Genomic DNA, 16762 nt, shown 5'->3' with positions numbered 1-16762 from the left:
GGCCATGACGGATTGGAGGGACGACCTCCCGCAACAAAGGGCTGACACCGGGGGTCCAAGTGGCTATATCACCCCCGCCCGGCACGTCCGGGCTTTCTGCGTTTGACTGGATTTGAGACATGACGGGAACGACACGATCGAGCAGCGGGCTGGATGACCGCCGCAAGCGGCTTCTGTTCCGCTGCTGGCACCGCGGCACGCGCGAGATGGACCTGATCCTCGGCCGCTTCGCGGATGCCGAGATCGGCAATCTGTCCGACGACGAGCTGAGCCAGCTCGAGACCTTGCTCGAGGTCAACGATCCCGATCTCTATGCCGCCATCACCGGTGACAAGGTGCTGCCGGCCGACGTCACCGGCGCGCTGTTTGCCCGCATCAAGGCGTTCCCGATCGCGGACGGCAACGCATGAAGCAGGGAATGAAATCTCCGGCCGAGCTGCTCGCGCCCGGCCGCGCGCTGACGCTCGCCAATGTCGCGGAAGGTGCCGAAGGCCTCGTCGTCTCCGATCTCGCCCGTGCCATCGCGGCGCGGCCGAAGAAGCCGGCGGTCAGCCTCGCCGTGGTCTGCCGCGACGGCGGGCGCATGCAGTCGCTCGAACGCGGCTTGCGGTTCTTCGCGCCCGATCTGCCGGTGCTGACCTTCCCGGCCTGGGACTGCCAACCCTATGACCGCGTCTCGCCGCATGGCGGCGTGCTCGCCCAGCGCCTGACCACGCTGGCGCGGCTGGCCTCGCTCACCGGCAGCGACAAGCCGCTGATCGTGCTGACCACGGTGAACGCGGTGGTGCAGCGCGTGCCCGCGCGCGAGCTGGTCGCGGCGCAGGCGCTGTCGGTCGCGCCGGGCAATGTCGTGCCGATGGACACCGTTGTCGCCTGGCTCGAGCACAACGGCTACAACCGTTCCTCCACCGTGCGCGAGCCCGGCGAATATGCCGTGCGCGGCGGCATTTTGGATCTGTTTCCGGCCGGCCTCGAGCAGCCAGTGCGGTTCGACTTCTTTGGGGACAGCCTGGAATCGATCCGCTCCTTCGACGCGGAGACCCAGCGCACGCTGCTCGACATGCGCTCGCTCGACCTCGTACCGGTCTCCGAGTTCCAGCTCGTCACCGACACCATCCGCCGTTTCCGCATGGGCTATGTCGCCGAGTTCGGCGCGCCCGAGCGCGACGATGCGCTGTACGAGGCGGTCAGCGAAGGCCGCCGCCATCCCGGCATGGAGCACTGGCTGCCGCTGTTCCAGGACCGGATGGACACGCTGTTCGATTATCTGCAAGGCGCTGCGATCGCGATCGAGCCGCAGGCCGAGGACGCCGTGCGCGAGCGCTTCAAGCAGATCCTTGACTATTACGAGGCCCGGCGCGATGCGATGGAGCATCCCAGCGGCGGCGCGATCTACAAGCCGCTGCCGCCCGACCGGCTGTACCTGACCGAGGAGGAATGGACCAAGCGCCTCGGCGCGATCCCGCTGGCGCGGCTGACGCCGTTCTCGGTGCCGACCGACGGCACCGGCGTAGTCGATGCAGGTGCGCGCAAGGGCCGCGATTTCGCGCCGGAGCGCAACGACAGCAATGTCAACGTGTTCGAGTCCGTGGTCAGCCACGTCATGGCGCTGCAGGCGCAGCGCAAGAAGGTCGTGATCGCGCTGTGGACGGAGGGCTCGCGCGACCGCATGACCTCGATGCTGCGCGACCACAAGCTCGCCCACACCACCAGCGTCAATTCGTGGCGGACGGTGCAGGCGACGCCGCGCAACGAGACCATGCTCGCCGTGCTCGGCCTCGAGAGCGGCTTCGAGACCGACGAGATCGCCGTCATCAGCGAGCAGGACATCCTTGGCGATCGCCTGGTGCGGCCGCGCAAGGCCAGTCGCAAGCTCGACAATTTCATCTCGGAGGTGACGAGCCTCACCGCCGGCGACATCGTCGTCCACGTCGATCACGGCATCGGCCGGTTCATCGGCCTGCAGACGCTGGACGTCGCCGGCGCGCCGCATGACTGCCTCGAGCTGCATTATGCCGCCGAGACCAAGCTGTTCCTGCCGGTCGAGAACATCGAGCTCTTATCGCGTTACGGCTCTGATCAAACCACGGTCGAGCTCGATCGGCTCGGTGGCTCGGGCTGGCAGACCCGAAAAGCAAAACTGAAGAACCGCATCCGCGAGATCGCGGGCGAGCTGATCAAGATCGCGGCCGAACGCATGCTGCACGAAGCGCCGAAGCTGCCGGTGCAGCAGGGCGTCTACGACGAGTTCTGCGCACGCTTCCCCTATGACGAGACCGAGGACCAGCTGGGCGCGATCGAGTCCACGCTGAAGGATCTCGAAAAGGGCCGCCCGATGGATCGCCTGATCTGCGGCGACGTCGGCTTCGGCAAGACCGAGGTGGCGCTGCGCGCCGCCTTCGCCGTGGCGCTCGACGGCAAGCAGGTCGCGGTCGTGGTGCCGACCACGCTGCTGGCGCGTCAGCACTACCGGACCTTCAGCGAGCGCTTCAAAGGCTTCCCGGTCAACGTCGCGCAGGCCTCGCGCCTGATCCCGACCAAGCAGCTCAACGAGGTCAAGAAGGGTATCGCCGACGGCTCGGTCGACATCGTCGTCGGCACCCACGCGTTGCTCGGCAAGGCGATCAAATTCCGCGACCTTGGCCTGCTCATCGTCGACGAGGAGCAGCATTTCGGCGTCAGCCACAAGGAGCGGTTGAAGGCGCTGCGCGCCGAGGTGCACGTGCTGACGCTGTCGGCGACCCCGATCCCGCGCACGCTCCAATTGGCACTGACCGGCGTCCGCGAGCTCTCGATCATCGCATCGCCCCCGGTCGACCGTCTCGCGGTGCGAACCTTCGTCGCCCCGCACGATCCCCTGATGATCCGCGAAGCGCTCCTGCGCGAGCGCTATCGTGGCGGCCAGGCGTTCTACGTGGTGCCGCGCATCGACGATCTCGCCGAGGTCAAGGACTTCCTCGACAAGAACGTGCCCGAGATGAAGGTCGCGGTCGCGCATGGCCAGATGCCGCCGGCCGTGATCGAGGACATCATGACCGCGTTCTACGACGGCAAGTTCGACGTTCTGTTGTCGACCACCATAGTCGAGTCCGGCCTCGACATCCCCAACGCCAACACGTTGATCGTGCATCGCGCCGATATGTTCGGCCTTGCCCAGCTCTACCAGCTGCGCGGCCGCGTCGGCCGCTCCAAGCTGCGGGCCTATGCGCTGTTCACGCTGCCGGCGCAGCAGAAGATCACGGCGCAGGCCGAGCGCCGGCTCACCGTGCTGCAGTCGCTGGAGACGCTGGGCGCCGGCTTCCAGCTCGCCTCGCACGACCTCGACATCCGCGGCGCCGGCAATTTGCTCGGCGAGGAGCAGTCCGGCCACATCAAGGAGGTCGGCTTCGAGCTCTATCAGTCGATGCTGGAGGAGGCGATCGTCAACCTCAAGGCCGGCGTCTCCGAGCCCGCCGCCGATCGCTGGTCGCCCCAGATCACCATCGGCATGCCCGTGCTGATTCCGGAGGACTATGTCAGCGACCTCTCGGTGCGGCTGTCGCTGTACCGGCGCCTGGCCGATCTCGACACCGAGGAGGAGATCGAGAATTTCGGCGCCGAGATGCGCGACCGCTTCGGCGTGCTGCCGGACGAGGTGCGCTATCTGTTCAAGGTCGCCGCGATCAAGGCGTTCTGCCGCCGGGCCAATGTCGAGAAGATCGACGCCGGCCCGAAGGGCGCCGTCATCGTCTTCCGCGACAATTCCTTCGCCCATCCCGAGCGCCTCGTGAGCTTCATCCGCAGCTACGGCCAGGCCGCCAAGGTGCGGCCCGACATGAAGGTTGTGTTCCTGCAGGACTGGGAGACCCCGGAAGAGCGTCTTGCCGGCACCACGGAGATCATGCGGCAGCTGGCGCAGCTCGCCGAGAGCAAGAAGGCGGCGTAGAGGCACCGGCCTCACCGCGTCATTGCGAGGAGCCCTTGCGACGAAGCAATCCAGAGTCTTTCCGCGGAGGGATTCTGGATTGCTTCGCTGCGCTCGCAATGACGGTGGTTATTGCGACAGCCCGCGAGAAAGCTAAGACGCCGCCCTTGACGCGTCCGCCGACAGCCGCGCCAGCAAGGACCTTGCCGTATCCGACGGCGACAGCGAGTCCACGCTGACCACGGGATCGCTGCGCATCTCGTGCTTGCCGTTGGACGTGTGCCGCATCACTGCCGAGAGACGACGCGCGATCATGTGCGCGGTGCGGAAGTCGGTCTCGGCGAACACGACAATGACCGAGCCGTCCTTCTGCGCGGCACCAAAGTCCATCTGCCGCATCAGGCGGCTGAGGATGCGGGCGGCGTCGAGCTGGGCGCGGGGATTGTTGGGATCGAAGGCGAAGCGCGCGACCGAGAGGCCGCCGCCGCGGGCGAGCGTCTGCTCGACCGCCTTGGCGAAATCGCGGGCGAAGGCTTCCACCGTGAGCAGGCCGCTGCGCGGATCGAGCCAGCCGCCGGCATCGATCGAGCGTAGCGTGCGGCTCAGCTGCGCTTCCATGGCGTGCTGGCGGATCAAGGGTAGCGCGTTGGCCGCGATCCTCGGCGGCTCGCCGGTGATCAGCTCGAGATTGGGCAGGTCGTAGCTCTGGGTGAGCTGGTGGGCGGTGACAACCACGGGCAGGCTGCGGAAGCGGGTGTCTTCGGCGAGCACGGTCAGAAACGCATCGGTCACGCGCGCGGTAAAACCTTCGGCGAGCACGACGCCGTCGAGATCGCGGGTGTTGAGGTGTTTCGCGGCAGCCTCGATCGAGAGCGCACCGACCACGCCGACGCGTTCGCCGAACGCGACGGAGAGCGCAGGGTAAGCCGCGCCGCGGCCGATCAGGAGCACGGTGGCATCGCGTGCGGGATCGCCCTGCGGCAGCGCGACTTTCACTTCGGGCAGCCGGCGCAGAACCGTTGCGTGCAATGTCCGCACGCGCAGCGCCGCCCGGAGCCGCGCGATCAGCCGGTCGGGATTGCCGCCGCGCGAGGAGAAGGGCAGGGCGTTGTGCGGCAGCGTGCCCGCCGCATCCAGGGCCACGAAGGGCAGGTAAGGCGATTGAGCGGCGATCTTCTGAGCAAGCCGCGTCACATGCGGCTCGTGCCCGGCATGGACCGCAGCGAGAACCGCGGCCGGCTGCACCTCTTCGACCGCGCGCGGCGCGCTGGTCCAGTCGGTGTCGACAACGGGAAAGAGCCGGTCCTCGTCCAGCGCCGCCACGAAGGCGGGGCGTTCGGCATCGGACACAAACAGGATCGGGCCCGCCTGGGACATGTAAAAACTCTGATCGCGCAACAATTTGCCGCCGCAATCTAGGTTGGCCGCCTTAATGCTGCGTCAACGCAGGCGCTGAAACCGCGCCTAGACCGGCCCAGAGCGGTCGCGAAAAGCCTCGACCATCAGGGGGTTAAGCCCGAGCTCGCTGAGCGCCTCGCGGGCGCGGGCATTGTCCTGGGCGCGCCCGGCGAGCCGGTGGCCGGAGAGGCGGTCGGGCAGCGCCGTGAGCAGCGCGCCCTGGCCGAGCCGGCGCGCCCATTCCTGCAGGTCGTTTGAGAGGAAGCGATAGCCGCCGACGGCCATGATGCCGGAGGGCGGCGCGGTGATGCAGATCGCGCCGCTCGGGCGATCGAGCCGCGCGGCATAGCCGGTGTCGACATAGTCACGCGGCGGCTGCGCCGTCAGCGTCTCGCCGACCGGCTGCGGCGGGGCGTAGGCCGCGATCGGCACCATCGCGCCGCGCAGGCCAAGCGTGCCCTTCGGCGTCAGCAGGATCTCGCCGGCGATGGAGGAGCCGGACTGCTCGCGCGGAGCGCCGTGCGGCCCCGGCATCACCGGCACCGGCATGCCGTCCTCGCCGCGGCGGGCGCCGAACAATCCGGCCTCGCCGAACAGGTAGACGTCGGTCAGCGGCGCATGCGGCGCGATCCAGGCATCGCTTGCCGCGACCTGCTCGGGCGCGCGCCACAGGCCGATGACGTTGCGCAAAGTGGGCATCCGCGCCGCGAGGTCGGCATCGCCGAGCCGCAGCGCGAGCTGCGCCGGCGCGATCAGCACCTCGCATTCGTGCTCGTTGATCTGCTGCTCCAGCACATCGTTCTCGAACGGATGATGCAGCGCCATCGTGCCGCCCGAGAGCAGCCACACCGCGAGCGAGGAGGCGAGCCCTGCGAACGACATCGGCGTGAACGCCGCCATCACGGTCGCGCCCTGCTTGATGTCGGCTTCGAGCGACATCGCAAGGCCGCCCGCGATCAGGCTGAAATGCGGCCGCGGCACCGGACGGAAGCCCTCCGCCGTGACGTCGAAGGAGATCATGGCCGCCTTGCGGCCGTCCTGGATCACGGCGCGCGTGGTGCCGGGCGGGCGTGCCAGGACGTCGTCGAGCGAAGCCATGCCTTCGGGCAGGTCGCTTCCGAAGCCGTAGACGTGCCGGATCGAGAACGCCTCGGCCGCGGCGTGCATGGCGAGATCAGCATAGCTGACGCCGTCGACCGTGCTCATGGTAACGATGGCGCGCGCGGCGGTGCGGTTGAGCGCTGCGGTCAGTTCCGCATGGCGCCAGAGCAGCGGCAGCACGGCGACGACGAGGCCGGCGCGATGGGCGGCGAGCACGGTCAGCACGAACTCGACCGTGTTGGGCAACTGGATCGCGATCACGGAATTGGCGGGCAGGCCGGATTCGACGAAATGCGCCGACAGCGCCTCGATGGCGGTATCGGCCTCGGTATAGCTCATCCGCCGCGGCTGGTGCCCGGTGATGCGTGCCTTGTTGAGCGGATCGAGCAGGGCGGTCGCGTGCGGCTGCCGCATCAGCGTGCGCTGAAACAATGTGTCGAGCGTCGGCGATATTGCTGGCTGGTTCACGGCGTCACTTCGCTTGATGAGCTTGCGGCTGCCCCTTCGACCACCAGGTCTCCGGCAAATAGCCCGAGAGCGAGGTGGTCTTGGGCCGTTCTATCCGATTCCAGCGCGCGATCCATTGCTCCGATACGTTAAACAGCGGGATTGTGTAGAAGCCCGCGATCAGAGCGCGGTCGAGCGCGCGCACTGCCGAAACGAAATCCGTATGTTCACGGGCCTCGAGCAGGGCGGCGATCATGGCATCGACGGCGGGATCCCTGGCGCCCATGTAGTTGCGGGTGCCCGGATTGTCCGCGGCCGCGCTGCCCCAATAGAAATACTGCTCGTTGCCGGGCGACAGCGACTGGTCCCAGCGGTTCTGGATCATGTCGAACTCGTAGGCGAGCCGGCGCTGGTCGAATTGCACGGGATCGACCGAGCGCACGCTGGCCTCGATGCCGGCGCGCCTGAGGTCGCGCTGGAAGGCGAGCGCGATGCGCTCCTGGTCGCGCGTCGTGACCATGATCTCGAAGGTGAAGGGGCTCTTGGTCGCGCGATTGCGCAGCACGGTGCCGTCGAGATCGTAGCCGGCCTGCGACAGCAGCTTCAGCGCGGCGCGCAGCGTGGTGCGGTCGCGGCCTGATCCGTCAGTGACCGGCAGGCGGTAGCTGCCGTCCAGGATGTCGGGCGGCATCCGTGTGGCGAACGGTTTGAGCAGCTCGCGCTCGCGCGCATCCGCAGGCCTGCCATGGGCCGACAGTTCCGAGCCGGCGAAATAGCCGGCCACGCGCGAATAGAGCCCGAAGAAATAGCTGCGGTTCACCAGCTCGAAATCGAGCAGCAGCGTCAGGGCCTGCCGCACACGGATGTCGGCGAAGACAGGACGGCGGGTGTTGAACACCAGGAATTCGGACGGCTGCGGCAGGCCGGGCTTGACGGTGTCGCGGATCACCTCGCCGCTTTTGGCTGCCGGAAAGTCATAGCCGTCGTGCCAGCGCAGCGGCTCGTGCTCGACGCGGAAATCGTAGAGGCCGCGCTTGAACGCCTCGAACTGCCCGTTGGCCTCGCGAAAATAGTCGAGCCGGATCTCGTCGAAATTGTAGAGCCCGCGATTGATGGCGAGGTCGCGGCCCCAATAATCGGGATTGCGCGCAAGCGTCACGCTGGCGCCGGGCTTCACCGCGGTGACGCGATAGGGGCCCGAGCCAATCGGCGCGGTCAGCGTCGTTTCCTCGAAGGTCGCGACGTCGATGGCGTGCTTCGGCAGGATCGGCATCAGGCCGAGAATCAGCGGCAGCTCGCGGTCGTTGGCGCCTGTCAGGTCGAATCGGACGGTGAGGGGGTCGGGCGCTTCGGCCTTGGCGACCTTGGCGTAGTATTGCCGGTGATTGGGGCGGCCGCGGTCGCGTAGCAGCTGCCAGGAGAACAGCACGTCCTCGGCCGTGACCGGCTTGCCGTCGGAGAAGCGGGCGCGAGGATCGAGACGGAAGGTGACGAAGCTTCGCTCGTCATTGGTTTCTACGGTCCTGGCGAGCAGGCCGTAAAGCGTGAACGGCTCGTCCTGCCCGCGCGCCAGCAGGCTCTCGACCACGTAGTTGCGGACCGGCTGCACCGCCAATCCCCTCACGATGAAGGGATTGAGGCTGTCGAAGGTGCCGAGAATGCCCCAGGTCAGACGGCCGCCCTTGGGGGCATCGGGGTCGGCGTAGGGCATGTGGCTGAAGTCGGCGGGCATCGCCGGCTTGCCGTGCATGGCGATCGCGTGGGCCTCCTCGGCCGCGGCGGTGCCTGCCGACAGCATCCCGGCAAGCGCAAGGGCAAGTGCAAGGGCAAGCGTATAGGGGCGGAGGCCGGGGCCCTCGAAGAGGCGCTGGAACATGAACATCGGCACAAGGTGATTCGAGGACCGTCGGGCGAATCTTATCACAGGGAATTTGATGGGGCTTTCGCGCCAGACCGGCCAAAGACGCTTGTCGGCATTGATCTTTTCGTCGGCCACGTTAAGAAGGCACCCAATCGCGCAAGAGCGTCGAGCCCGTCACTTATCCGCCTCAATTGACGGGGAGAGAGCCGCGCCCAAGGCGGCCAGGTTCGGCGCTTCGGAGCGGTTCGGGCACTTCCCGTTCAGAAAGGGTTTTCCGCAATGAATTTCCGTTACTTGGCCGCGTCCGTCCGGCCGCGCGGGCGACTTCTCGCCCTGTTGACGGCGACGGCGTTGGCCGTTCCGTTTGCCGCCGAGGCCCAGACCCCTGCGCCGGCCCCCGGCGCCCCCGCCGCGCCCAAGGCCTCCCCGGCCCCGGCTCCGAAGGCGGCTGCTCCCAAGGCAGCTCCCAAGGCTCCGGCGCCCGCAGCATCCCCTCAGGCTCCCCCGCAGCAAGGCGCCCCGCAGCAGGGCGCAGCTCAGCCCGCCGATCAGCAGATCCAGCTGATCTATGCGCCCTGGACCAAGTTCTGCCTCAAGGGCCAGGACGCCAATGCCAAGCAGGTCTGCTTCACCGGCAAGGACGGCCGTATCGAATCGGGCCAGCCGGTCATCGCGGCCGTGATCATCGAGCCGGAAGGCGAGCCCAAGAAGATCCTGCGCGTGACGCTGCCGCTCGGCATGCAGCTCGTGCACGGCACCCGCATCATCGTCGACAGCAACGCGCCGCTGCAGCAGCCCTATGTGATCTGCTTCCAGAACGGCTGCATGTCCGACTACGAGGCCACGCCCGAGCTCATCAACAACATGAAGAAGGGCCAGAATCTCGTTGTCCAGGCGATCAATGCCAACGGCGCGCCGCTGACGCTGCCGCTGCCGCTCGCCGGCGAATTCCAGAAGGCCTATGACGGTCCGCCGACCGATCCGAAGGTGTTCGAGGAAACCCAGAAGAAGCTGCAGGAAGAGCTGCAGAAGAAGGCCGAAGAGCAGCGCAAGAAGCTCGAGCAGCAGGGTGGTGGCGCACCGGGCGCGGCTCCGACCGGTCAGAAGTAATCGGGAGCAAATCCCGGACGTGAAAAAGGCGCTCGGTTCGAGCGCCTTTTTTGCTGGCCGACGATCACGACGATCAGTTCAGCGAGGGATTGCGCGGGCGATAGCCGCCGGCCTTGTCCTTGACGAAGATCTCGGCGACCTGGGAATGCCGGACCGGCTCGCCGGAATCGTCCGGCAACAGGTTCTGCTCCGAGACATAGGCGACGTATTCGGATTCCGCGTTCTCCGCGAGCAGGTGATAGAACGGCTGGTCCTTGTGGGGCCGCACTTCCTCGGGAATCGACAACCACCATTCCTCGGTGTTGTTGAATTCCGGATCGATGTCGAAAATCACCCCCCGGAACGAGAAGATCCGGTGGCGAACGACCTGTCCGATCTGGAATTTGGCGGTCCGCGCTTTAATCATCCCCCGTCGATAGACCAGGATTGTGGCCGATGCTAGTGCCCTCAGCTGGAATTAACCTTCGTCTCCGGGGCGGATAGCCCCCAAGCCTTCAGAAAAAACTTCAGCAATGGTCGATATCCTCAATCTGGCGCTGCCTTATTTCGGCTTGATCTTCGTCGGTTTCGCTTGCGGGAAGGTCAAGTCCATCCCGGAATCGGGGCTCGCCTGGATGAACTTCTTCCTGCTCTACGTGTCGCTGCCGGCGCTGCTGTTTGCGATCATGTCGAAGACGCCGTTTTCGGAATTGAATAACCCGCCGTTCCTGGTGGCGACGACGCTCTCGACGGTCGCGGCATTCACGCTGGCGCTGGTGGTCGGCAAGCTATTCGGACGGCTGACGCTGCGCGAAGCGACGCTCGCGGGCCTCTCCGGCGGCTACGGCAATATCGGCTATATGGGCCCGGGCCTCGCACTTGCGGTGCTGGGGCCGAAGGCGGCTGCGCCGACCGCGCTGATCTTCTGCTGCGACAGCATCTTCCTGTTCACGATCGTGCCGCTCTTGATCGAGCTTTCCGACCGCGACCATCCCTCGCTCGTCCATGCTTTCGGCGTCGTGCTGAAGCAGATCGTGCTCAATCCGCTGATCATGTCGGCTTGCTTCGGCGCGGCGGTGGCGGCGCTGCATATCGAGCTGCCGGTCGCGCTCGACCGCACCATCACCTTCCTGCAGAACGCGGCCGCGCCGACCGCGCTGTTCGTGCTCGGCGTGACCGTGGCGCTCCGCCCGTTCGATCGGGTGCCGTGGGAGGTGCCGGGCGTGATCGCGGTCAAGCTGCTGATCCATCCGCTCGCGGCGTTCGCCCTGATGCTGGCGTTCGGCCCGTTCGCGCAGCCCTGGGCCGCCACCGCCGTGCTGATGGCCGCGCTGCCGCCGGCGCTCAACGTGTTCGTCATCGCCCGGCAGAACGATGCCTGGATCGAGTCCGCCTCCGTCGCGGTGCTGCTCGGCACCTTCGCCTCGGTGGTCACGCTGACCAGCGTGATGTGGGCGATCCAGACGGGACGGTTGGCGTTTCCTTGATGGTGATGAGATTGGCTTGATCTCTTCCGCGGGCCGGTGCGCTCCCTCTCCCGCTTGCGGGAGAGGGTCGGGGAGAGGGCTCTCTCCGCGTCGGGATTGTCGAGAGTGCAGAAAAAATCCCGTCGCGGAGAGAGCCCCCACCCGGCGCTTCGCGCCGACCTCCCCCGCAAGCGGGAGAGATTGCACCGAGCCAGCGGTGAAGTCGTCCAACCTAACGCGCTTCGGAGCTACCTGCGCCAGGTCGGCGTCAGGCCTTCGCGCATGGCGAAGCGCCGGAGCGGGCCGATGGCGCCGAGGAGGTGCATGCCGACGGCGCGGACGGGCTGGAGCGGCAGGAAGTCGTTGAGCAAGGAGCGGTTGGCGATGTCGATCGCAAAGGTACGGCTCAAGATGTCCGGACGCCGCGCGCGGTCATAGCGCTTGAGCACATCGTCGGCGCCGGGATCCTGTCCCGCGGCGATGGCCTCGCCCGCGAGCCGGGCAATGTCGGCGGCATCGCGCAGGCCGAGATTGAGGCCCTGGGCGCCGATCGGCGGCACCACATGGGCGGCTTCGCCGACCAGCGCGATACGGTCGCGGCCGAAGCATTTCGGACGCTCGATCGCGAGCGGGAACAGATTGCGGCCAGGCTCCACATTCATCCGTCCCAGGATCGAATGCGACTGTTTCTCGATCGCCGCCGACAGCGCCTCGTCGCTCAAGCCGCGCAGCCGTTCAGCCTCCGCAGGCGCTGCGACCCAGACGATGCTGGAGCGGTCGCCGGGCAGGGGCACGAACACGCAAGGCCCGTGCGGCGTGTGGAACTCGGTCGAGACGTTGCGATGCGGCCGGGCATGGCTGATGTTGAAGGTCAGCGCAGTCTGGTTCAGCTCGCGCCGAGTCACGGCGATGCCAGCAGCCTCGCGGCACAGCGAGTGCCGGCCGTCGGCGCCGACCACGAGGCGCGCCGAGAGAAACTGTCCGGACGCCGTGCGCAGCGCGACGTCGTCGGCCTCGATGACGACGCTTTCGGCCTCGTCGTCGAAGCGGACGAGATTGGGCAGCTCGGCCGCGCGCGCTTCCAGCGCCAGCATCAGCGAGCGGTTGTCGATATTGTAGCCAAACGCATCGAGGCCGATTTCGTGACAGGAGAAGCGCACCTCGGGGCTGCGGAACAGCCGGCCGGTGTCGTCGACGAGGCGCATGACTTCCAGCGCAGCCGCCTTGTCCCTGCAGCGCGACCAGACGTCGAGGCCTTCCAGTAGATCGATGGAGGCGCCGAGCAATGCGGTGGTGCGATTGTCGGCATAGGAAACGCGGCGCGCCACCAGTGCGGTCCGGGCACCCGCCTGCGCCAGGGCGATCGCCGCGGCAAGGCCGGCAGGTCCGCCGCCGATCACGGCCGCGTCATGGAGTGTCGATGCGTCTACCATGGAACGACATTTGACACGCCGGGCGGCAAATTCAAGCCCACCTATATTTCCCTGATTTTATGGCGAATTTTGCGATCGTGCGCCGCAATGGCGGATGTGCAAACCGGTCGCATTCTGATAGCAGAAGCCATGGATATTCAGCAGGATTCCCTGAAGCCGAGACCGGTGATCCGCGCCGCAGCCTTCTCGGTACACATCTTCACCGCCTTCGGCGCGGCAATCGCGCTCCTGGCGATGCTGGAGGCCGTGCGCGAGCACTGGGCGGCGATGTTTCAATGGCTGGGCGTCGCCCTGATCATCGACGCGATCGACGGGCCGATCGCGCGGCGGCTCGACGTCAAGAACGTGCAGCCCAACTGGTCGGGCGACGTGCTCGATCTCGTGGTCGACTTCTGCACCTATGTCTTCGTGCCGGCCTATGCGATCGTCGCGAGCGGCATGCTGCTGCCGGTAGCGGCTCCCTTGCTCGGCATCGCCATCATCGTGACCAGCGCGTTGTATTTCGCCGACCAGCGCATGAAGGCCGACGACAATCATTTCCGCGGCTTCCCGGCGCTTTGGAACGCGGCCGCGTTCTATCTGTTCCTGCTGCATTGGCCGCCGCTGTGGGCGACGCTGCTGGTCGCCGCGCTGGTCGTGCTGACGTTCGTGCCTTTCCATGTGCTGCACCCTGTCAGGGTGGTGCGGCTGCGCTGGCTGACGATGTCGCTGATCGCGGTCTGGGCGCTGCTCGCCTTCTACACGCTGCAAATGGATTTTCGCGTCGGCACCGGGGTGACCGTCGTGCTCTGCGCCATCGCGCTCTGGATCAGCTTCAGCGATGCCTTGATCCGGTTGGCGAAATCCCTGGCGAGATTATCGGCGTGATGGAGCTGCTGACCAGCCCGGAAGCCTGGGCCGCGCTGCTCACCTTGACGGCGCTCGAGATCGTGCTCGGCATCGACAACGTCATCTTCATCTCGGTGCTCGTCTCGCGCCTTCCCGAGAAACCGGCGCAGCGCGCCCGCCAGATCGGGCTTGCGCTGGCACTGGTCTTTCGCCTCATCCTGCTCAGTCTCCTGGTCTGGCTGATCGGCCTGACCGCTCCGGTGCTCTCGATTCAGGGCTATGCTTTTTCCTGGCGCGATCTCATCCTGATCGGCGGCGGCCTCTTCCTGATCGCCAAGGCCACACATGAGATTCACGGCGAGGTCGAATCCGATCACGACGCGAGCGAGAAGGACTCCACAGGCAGCGCCTTCGTCTGGGTGATCGTCCAGATCGTGATCATCGACATCGTGTTCTCGCTGGACTCGATCATCACTGCGATCGGCATGGCCGAGGACATCAAGATCATGATCGCGGCGGTCGTGATCGCATGCGCGGTCATGTACGTTTCGGCGGGTCCGGTGGCGCGATTCGTCGCGGAGCATCCGACCACCAAGATGCTGGCACTGGCCTTCCTGGTGTTGATCGGCGTCGCGCTGGTTGCGGACGGATTCCACTTCCACATTCCGCGCGGCTACATCTATTTCGCAATAGCGTTCTCGGCGGCGGTGGAGTTCTTCAACGTGCTGGCCAGGCGCAACCGCCGGAAAGCCGCCAAGTAGTCGCGTTGGGTCGTTCCAGTCGGCGTCGAGTTGACAAGGCGGGCGCGATAGCTTTCGCTCAGCCGCACGAAGAGGAGGTCAGGTGATGACGAAAGCCATCCGTGTGCACAAGGTCGGAGGCCCCGAAGCCCTGGTCTATGAGAGCGTCGACGTGCCGGCGCCCGGGCCCGGCGAGGTGCGCATCCGCCAGCACGCGGTCGGCCTCAACTTCATCGACGTCTATTACCGCACCGGCCTCTACAAGGCGCCGGGGCTGCCCTTCATCGCCGGCAATGAGGCCTCCGGCGAGGTGGTCGCGGTCGGGCCAGGCGTGACGAATTTTCATCCCGGCGACCGCGTCGCCTATTACCACAATCTCGGCGCCTATACCGGCGAGCGCAACATCCCCTGGGAGAAGCTGGTCAAACTGCCCGATCACATCACCTACGAGCAGGGTGCCGTGCTGATGTTGAAGGGGCTGACGGTCTGGTATCTCCTGCACAAGACCTTCAAGGTCGAGCCGCATCATCGCGTGCTGGTCCACGCCGCCGCCGGCGGCATCGGCCTGCTCGCCTGCCAGTGGGCGAGGGCGCTTGGCGCGCATGTCATCGGCACCGTCGGCTCGCGCGAGAAGGCCGAGCTTGCGGAGGCCAATGGCTGCGATCACGTCATCCTCTACAACGAGGAGGATTTCGTTGCGCGCGTGAAGCAGATCAGCCGTAACGAGGGCTGCGACGTCGTCTATGACGGCGTCGGCAAGGCGACGTTCCCGGGCTCGCTGTCCTGCCTGAAGCCGCGCGGCATGTTCGTCTCGTTCGGCAATGCTTCGGGCCCCGTGCCGCCATTCGCGATTGCCGAGCTCAACAATCACGGCTCGCTGTTCGCGACGCGACCGAAGCTCAACGATTATGTCGGCACGCGCAAGGAACTGCTCGAAGGCGCCGACACCCTGTTCGCCGCGGTCATTAACGGCAAGCTGCACGTGCCGATCAACCACGCCTACGCGCTCAAGGACGCCGCCAAGGCGCATATCGATCTCGAAAGCCGCAAGACGACGGGGGCTTCGATCTTGAAGCCGTAGCTCTTTCGGCATCGGCGGTTTCGTAGGGTGGGCAAAGGCGCGGAGCGCCGTGCCCACCATCTTCATTGCGGTGAAAAATGGTGGGCACGCTTCGCTTTGCCCGCCCTACAGCACTACGCGACGCGTCTTGCCGCGCCGGCCTTGGTCAAGATCGCGTCGAGACATTCGATCATCTCGGCGATCTCTTCCTTCGTGACGTTCAGCGCCGGCATGAAGCGCAAGCTGTCGACCTGCGGGGCGTTCAGCAGCACGCCGGCCTCGAACGCCTGCGCGACGATGCCGGGTGCGATCGGCAGCTTGAGATCGAGCGCGAGCAACAGGCCGCGTCCGCGCACGCCACCGAGGCCATGCCGGGCCGAGACCTTCTGCAGTTCGCTTTCGAGCAGGAGGCCGGTCTCGGCGACCTGTTTCAGGAAGTCGGGCTTCTTGACCTCCTCGAGCACCGCGAGGCCCGCCGCGCACATGATCGGGTTGCCGTTGAACGTGCCGCCCTGATCGCCGTGCTCGAAGCATGAGGCGCGTTCGCTCGCGAGCAGGGCCGCGAGCGGCACGCCGCCGCCGATGCCCTTGCCGAGCGTCATGATGTCGGGCGCAATCGCCGTGTGCTCATAATGGAAGAGCTTTCCGGTCCGTCCCATGCCGGTCTGGATCTCGTCGAAAATAAGCAGGAGGCCGTGCGCTTCGGTCAGCGCGCGCAGCTGCTGCAGGAACTGATCGGTCGCAGGCCACACGCCGGATTCACCCTGGATCGGCTCGAGCATCACGGCGACGGTGTTGGCGTTGATCAGAGCTTCGACCGAGCCGATGTCGTTCAGCTTGGCCTTCTTGAAGCCCGCGACCTTCGGCTCGAACAGCGGCTCGAACGCTTTCTTGCCTGAAGCCGACATCGTCGCCAGCGTTCGGCCGTGGAAGCCGCCTTCGAAGCTGATGATCTCGAACGCGCCGCCTTTGTGCAGGCTGCCATATTTGCGCGCGAGCTTGATCGCGCCTTCGTTGGCTTCAGCGCCCGAATTGGCGAAGAACACTTGATCGAACGCGCTGTGCTCGACCAGCGCCTGCGCCAGCTTGAGGCTCGGCTCGTTGTAGAAGGCCGGGCTCGGCGTCAGCAGCCGCTTGGCCTGAGCTGCGAGCGCGTCGGCGATCGCGGGCGGGGAATGGCCGAGACAGTTCACGGCCCAGCCCTGCACGAAATCGAGATAGCGCTTGCGGCTGTCGTCCCAGAGGTAGGAGCCGGCGCCGCGGACGAACACGGTCTTGGGCCGTGCGGTGATGTCCATCAGCGCGTCATACGGATGCGTGGTCATGTCGTACTCCTCTGGAGGCGGGTGGAAAAAAGGGCGCAAAAAGCAGAAAGGCCGCACCTTGCGGGTGCGGCCTTTCTCGAAAACTAGCTGAATTCAGTGGTTCAGCGGCG

Annotated in this window: 13 protein-coding genes; 7 read left to right on the top strand and 6 right to left on the bottom strand. The window is 66.3% G+C overall.

Annotated features, from left to right (window positions below; genetic code table 11):
- The first annotated feature begins 119 nt into the window (after nt 1–119).
- Together GA0061099_RS18575 and mfd are read left to right on the top strand one after the other, a co-directional pair.
- Entirely contained in the window at nt 120–410 is a 291-nt protein-coding gene (locus GA0061099_RS18575; protein WP_036028114.1) for an FAD assembly factor SdhE, read from the top strand.
- Entirely contained in the window at nt 407–3925 is a 3519-nt protein-coding gene (gene mfd / locus GA0061099_RS18570) for a transcription-repair coupling factor (RefSeq protein WP_036028113.1), read from the top strand. Before GA0061099_RS18575 ends, mfd begins: the two co-directional genes overlap by 4 nt.
- A gap of 132 nt (nt 3926–4057) precedes the next feature.
- Here mfd and GA0061099_RS18565 read toward each other — a convergent pair whose 3' ends face one another.
- The 3 genes from GA0061099_RS18565 to GA0061099_RS18555 form a co-directional block, all read right to left on the bottom strand.
- Nucleotides 4058–5281 (bottom strand): hypothetical protein, encoded by a 1224-nt coding sequence (locus tag GA0061099_RS18565; protein WP_036028112.1) that lies wholly within the window; start codon nt 5279–5281, stop codon nt 4058–4060.
- 87 nt (nt 5282–5368) lie between these two features.
- Complete coding sequence (locus tag GA0061099_RS18560; RefSeq protein WP_074447962.1) at nt 5369–6871, bottom strand: class I adenylate-forming enzyme family protein; 1503 nt, start codon at nt 6869–6871, stop codon at nt 5369–5371.
- A gap of 4 nt (nt 6872–6875) precedes the next feature.
- A complete protein-coding gene (locus tag GA0061099_RS18555; protein WP_036028119.1) occupies nt 6876–8732 on the bottom strand; it encodes an extracellular solute-binding protein in 1857 nt (618 codons plus the stop codon).
- A gap of 258 nt (nt 8733–8990) precedes the next feature.
- Here GA0061099_RS18555 and GA0061099_RS18550 point away from each other — a divergent pair, with 258 nt between their 5' ends.
- On the top strand, nt 8991–9821 hold the full coding sequence (locus GA0061099_RS18550) for an invasion associated locus B family protein (protein WP_036012492.1): 831 nt from the start codon (nt 8991–8993) through the stop codon (nt 9819–9821).
- Between the two features lie 73 nt (nt 9822–9894).
- Here the strand turns inward: GA0061099_RS18550 and hspQ are convergent, their stop codons facing one another.
- On the bottom strand, nt 9895–10227 hold the full coding sequence (gene hspQ, locus GA0061099_RS18545; RefSeq protein WP_024341905.1) for a heat shock protein HspQ: 333 nt from the start codon (nt 10225–10227) through the stop codon (nt 9895–9897).
- Between the two features lie 106 nt (nt 10228–10333).
- On the opposite strand from hspQ, the gene GA0061099_RS18540 reads away from it, so the two are divergent.
- Nucleotides 10334–11287: an AEC family transporter gene (locus tag GA0061099_RS18540; protein ID WP_036012489.1), complete on the top strand. Its 954-nt coding sequence runs from the start codon at nt 10334–10336 to the stop codon at nt 11285–11287.
- Between the two features lie 227 nt (nt 11288–11514).
- On the opposite strand, the gene GA0061099_RS18535 is transcribed toward GA0061099_RS18540, so the two are convergent.
- Nucleotides 11515–12699 (bottom strand): UbiH/UbiF family hydroxylase, encoded by a 1185-nt coding sequence (locus GA0061099_RS18535; protein ID WP_036028110.1) that lies wholly within the window; start codon nt 12697–12699, stop codon nt 11515–11517.
- A gap of 87 nt (nt 12700–12786) precedes the next feature.
- Here GA0061099_RS18535 and pcsA point away from each other — a divergent pair, with 87 nt between their 5' ends.
- The 3 genes from pcsA (at nt 12787) to GA0061099_RS18520 (ending at nt 15348) form a co-directional block, all read left to right on the top strand.
- Nucleotides 12787–13566 carry a phosphatidylcholine synthase gene (gene pcsA, locus GA0061099_RS18530; RefSeq protein WP_036012484.1) on the top strand — a complete coding sequence of 260 codons (780 nt, stop codon included), beginning with the start codon at nt 12787–12789 and terminating at the stop codon, nt 13564–13566.
- Nucleotides 13563–14288, top strand: a complete 726-nt coding sequence (locus GA0061099_RS18525; RefSeq protein ID WP_036028109.1) for a TerC family protein — start codon at nt 13563–13565, stop codon at nt 14286–14288. The genes pcsA and GA0061099_RS18525 overlap by 4 nt, the downstream gene beginning before the upstream one ends.
- A gap of 85 nt (nt 14289–14373) precedes the next feature.
- Nucleotides 14374–15348 carry a quinone oxidoreductase family protein gene (locus GA0061099_RS18520; RefSeq protein ID WP_036012480.1) on the top strand — a complete coding sequence of 325 codons (975 nt, stop codon included), beginning with the start codon at nt 14374–14376 and terminating at the stop codon, nt 15346–15348.
- 113 nt (nt 15349–15461) lie between these two features.
- Here GA0061099_RS18520 and GA0061099_RS18515 read toward each other — a convergent pair whose 3' ends face one another.
- Nucleotides 15462–16652 carry an acetylornithine transaminase gene (locus tag GA0061099_RS18515; protein ID WP_036028107.1) on the bottom strand — a complete coding sequence of 397 codons (1191 nt, stop codon included), beginning with the start codon at nt 16650–16652 and terminating at the stop codon, nt 15462–15464.
- Between the last annotated feature and the right edge of the window lie 110 nt (nt 16653–16762).

It is taken from the genome of Bradyrhizobium yuanmingense (assembly GCF_900094575.1).
GTDB classification, from domain to species: Bacteria; Pseudomonadota; Alphaproteobacteria; order Rhizobiales; family Xanthobacteraceae; genus Bradyrhizobium; species Bradyrhizobium yuanmingense.
The sequence above is the reverse complement of the archived record's forward strand: the minus strand, read 5'-3'. Positions and strand labels throughout refer to the sequence as shown.

Coding starts and splice junctions, on each gene's coding strand:
- GA0061099_RS18575 (WP_036028114.1), top strand. CDS start 120: ATGACGGGAACGACACGATCGAGCAGCGGGCTGGATGACCGCCGCAAG.
- mfd (WP_036028113.1), top strand. CDS start 407: ATGAAGCAGGGAATGAAATCTCCGGCCGAGCTGCTCGCGCCCGGCCGC.
- GA0061099_RS18565 (WP_036028112.1), bottom strand. CDS start 5,281: ATGTCCCAGGCGGGCCCGATCCTGTTTGTGTCCGATGCCGAACGCCCC.
- GA0061099_RS18555 (WP_036028119.1), bottom strand. CDS start 8,732: ATGTTCATGTTCCAGCGCCTCTTCGAGGGCCCCGGCCTCCGCCCCTAT.
- GA0061099_RS18550 (WP_036012492.1), top strand. CDS start 8,991: ATGAATTTCCGTTACTTGGCCGCGTCCGTCCGGCCGCGCGGGCGACTT.
- hspQ (WP_024341905.1), bottom strand. CDS start 10,227: ATGATTAAAGCGCGGACCGCCAAATTCCAGATCGGACAGGTCGTTCGC.
- GA0061099_RS18540 (WP_036012489.1), top strand. CDS start 10,334: ATGGTCGATATCCTCAATCTGGCGCTGCCTTATTTCGGCTTGATCTTC.
- GA0061099_RS18535 (WP_036028110.1), bottom strand. CDS start 12,699: ATGGTAGACGCATCGACACTCCATGACGCGGCCGTGATCGGCGGCGGA.
- pcsA (WP_036012484.1), top strand. CDS start 12,787: ATGGCGGATGTGCAAACCGGTCGCATTCTGATAGCAGAAGCCATGGAT.
- GA0061099_RS18520 (WP_036012480.1), top strand. CDS start 14,374: ATGACGAAAGCCATCCGTGTGCACAAGGTCGGAGGCCCCGAAGCCCTG.
- GA0061099_RS18515 (WP_036028107.1), bottom strand. CDS start 16,652: ATGACCACGCATCCGTATGACGCGCTGATGGACATCACCGCACGGCCC.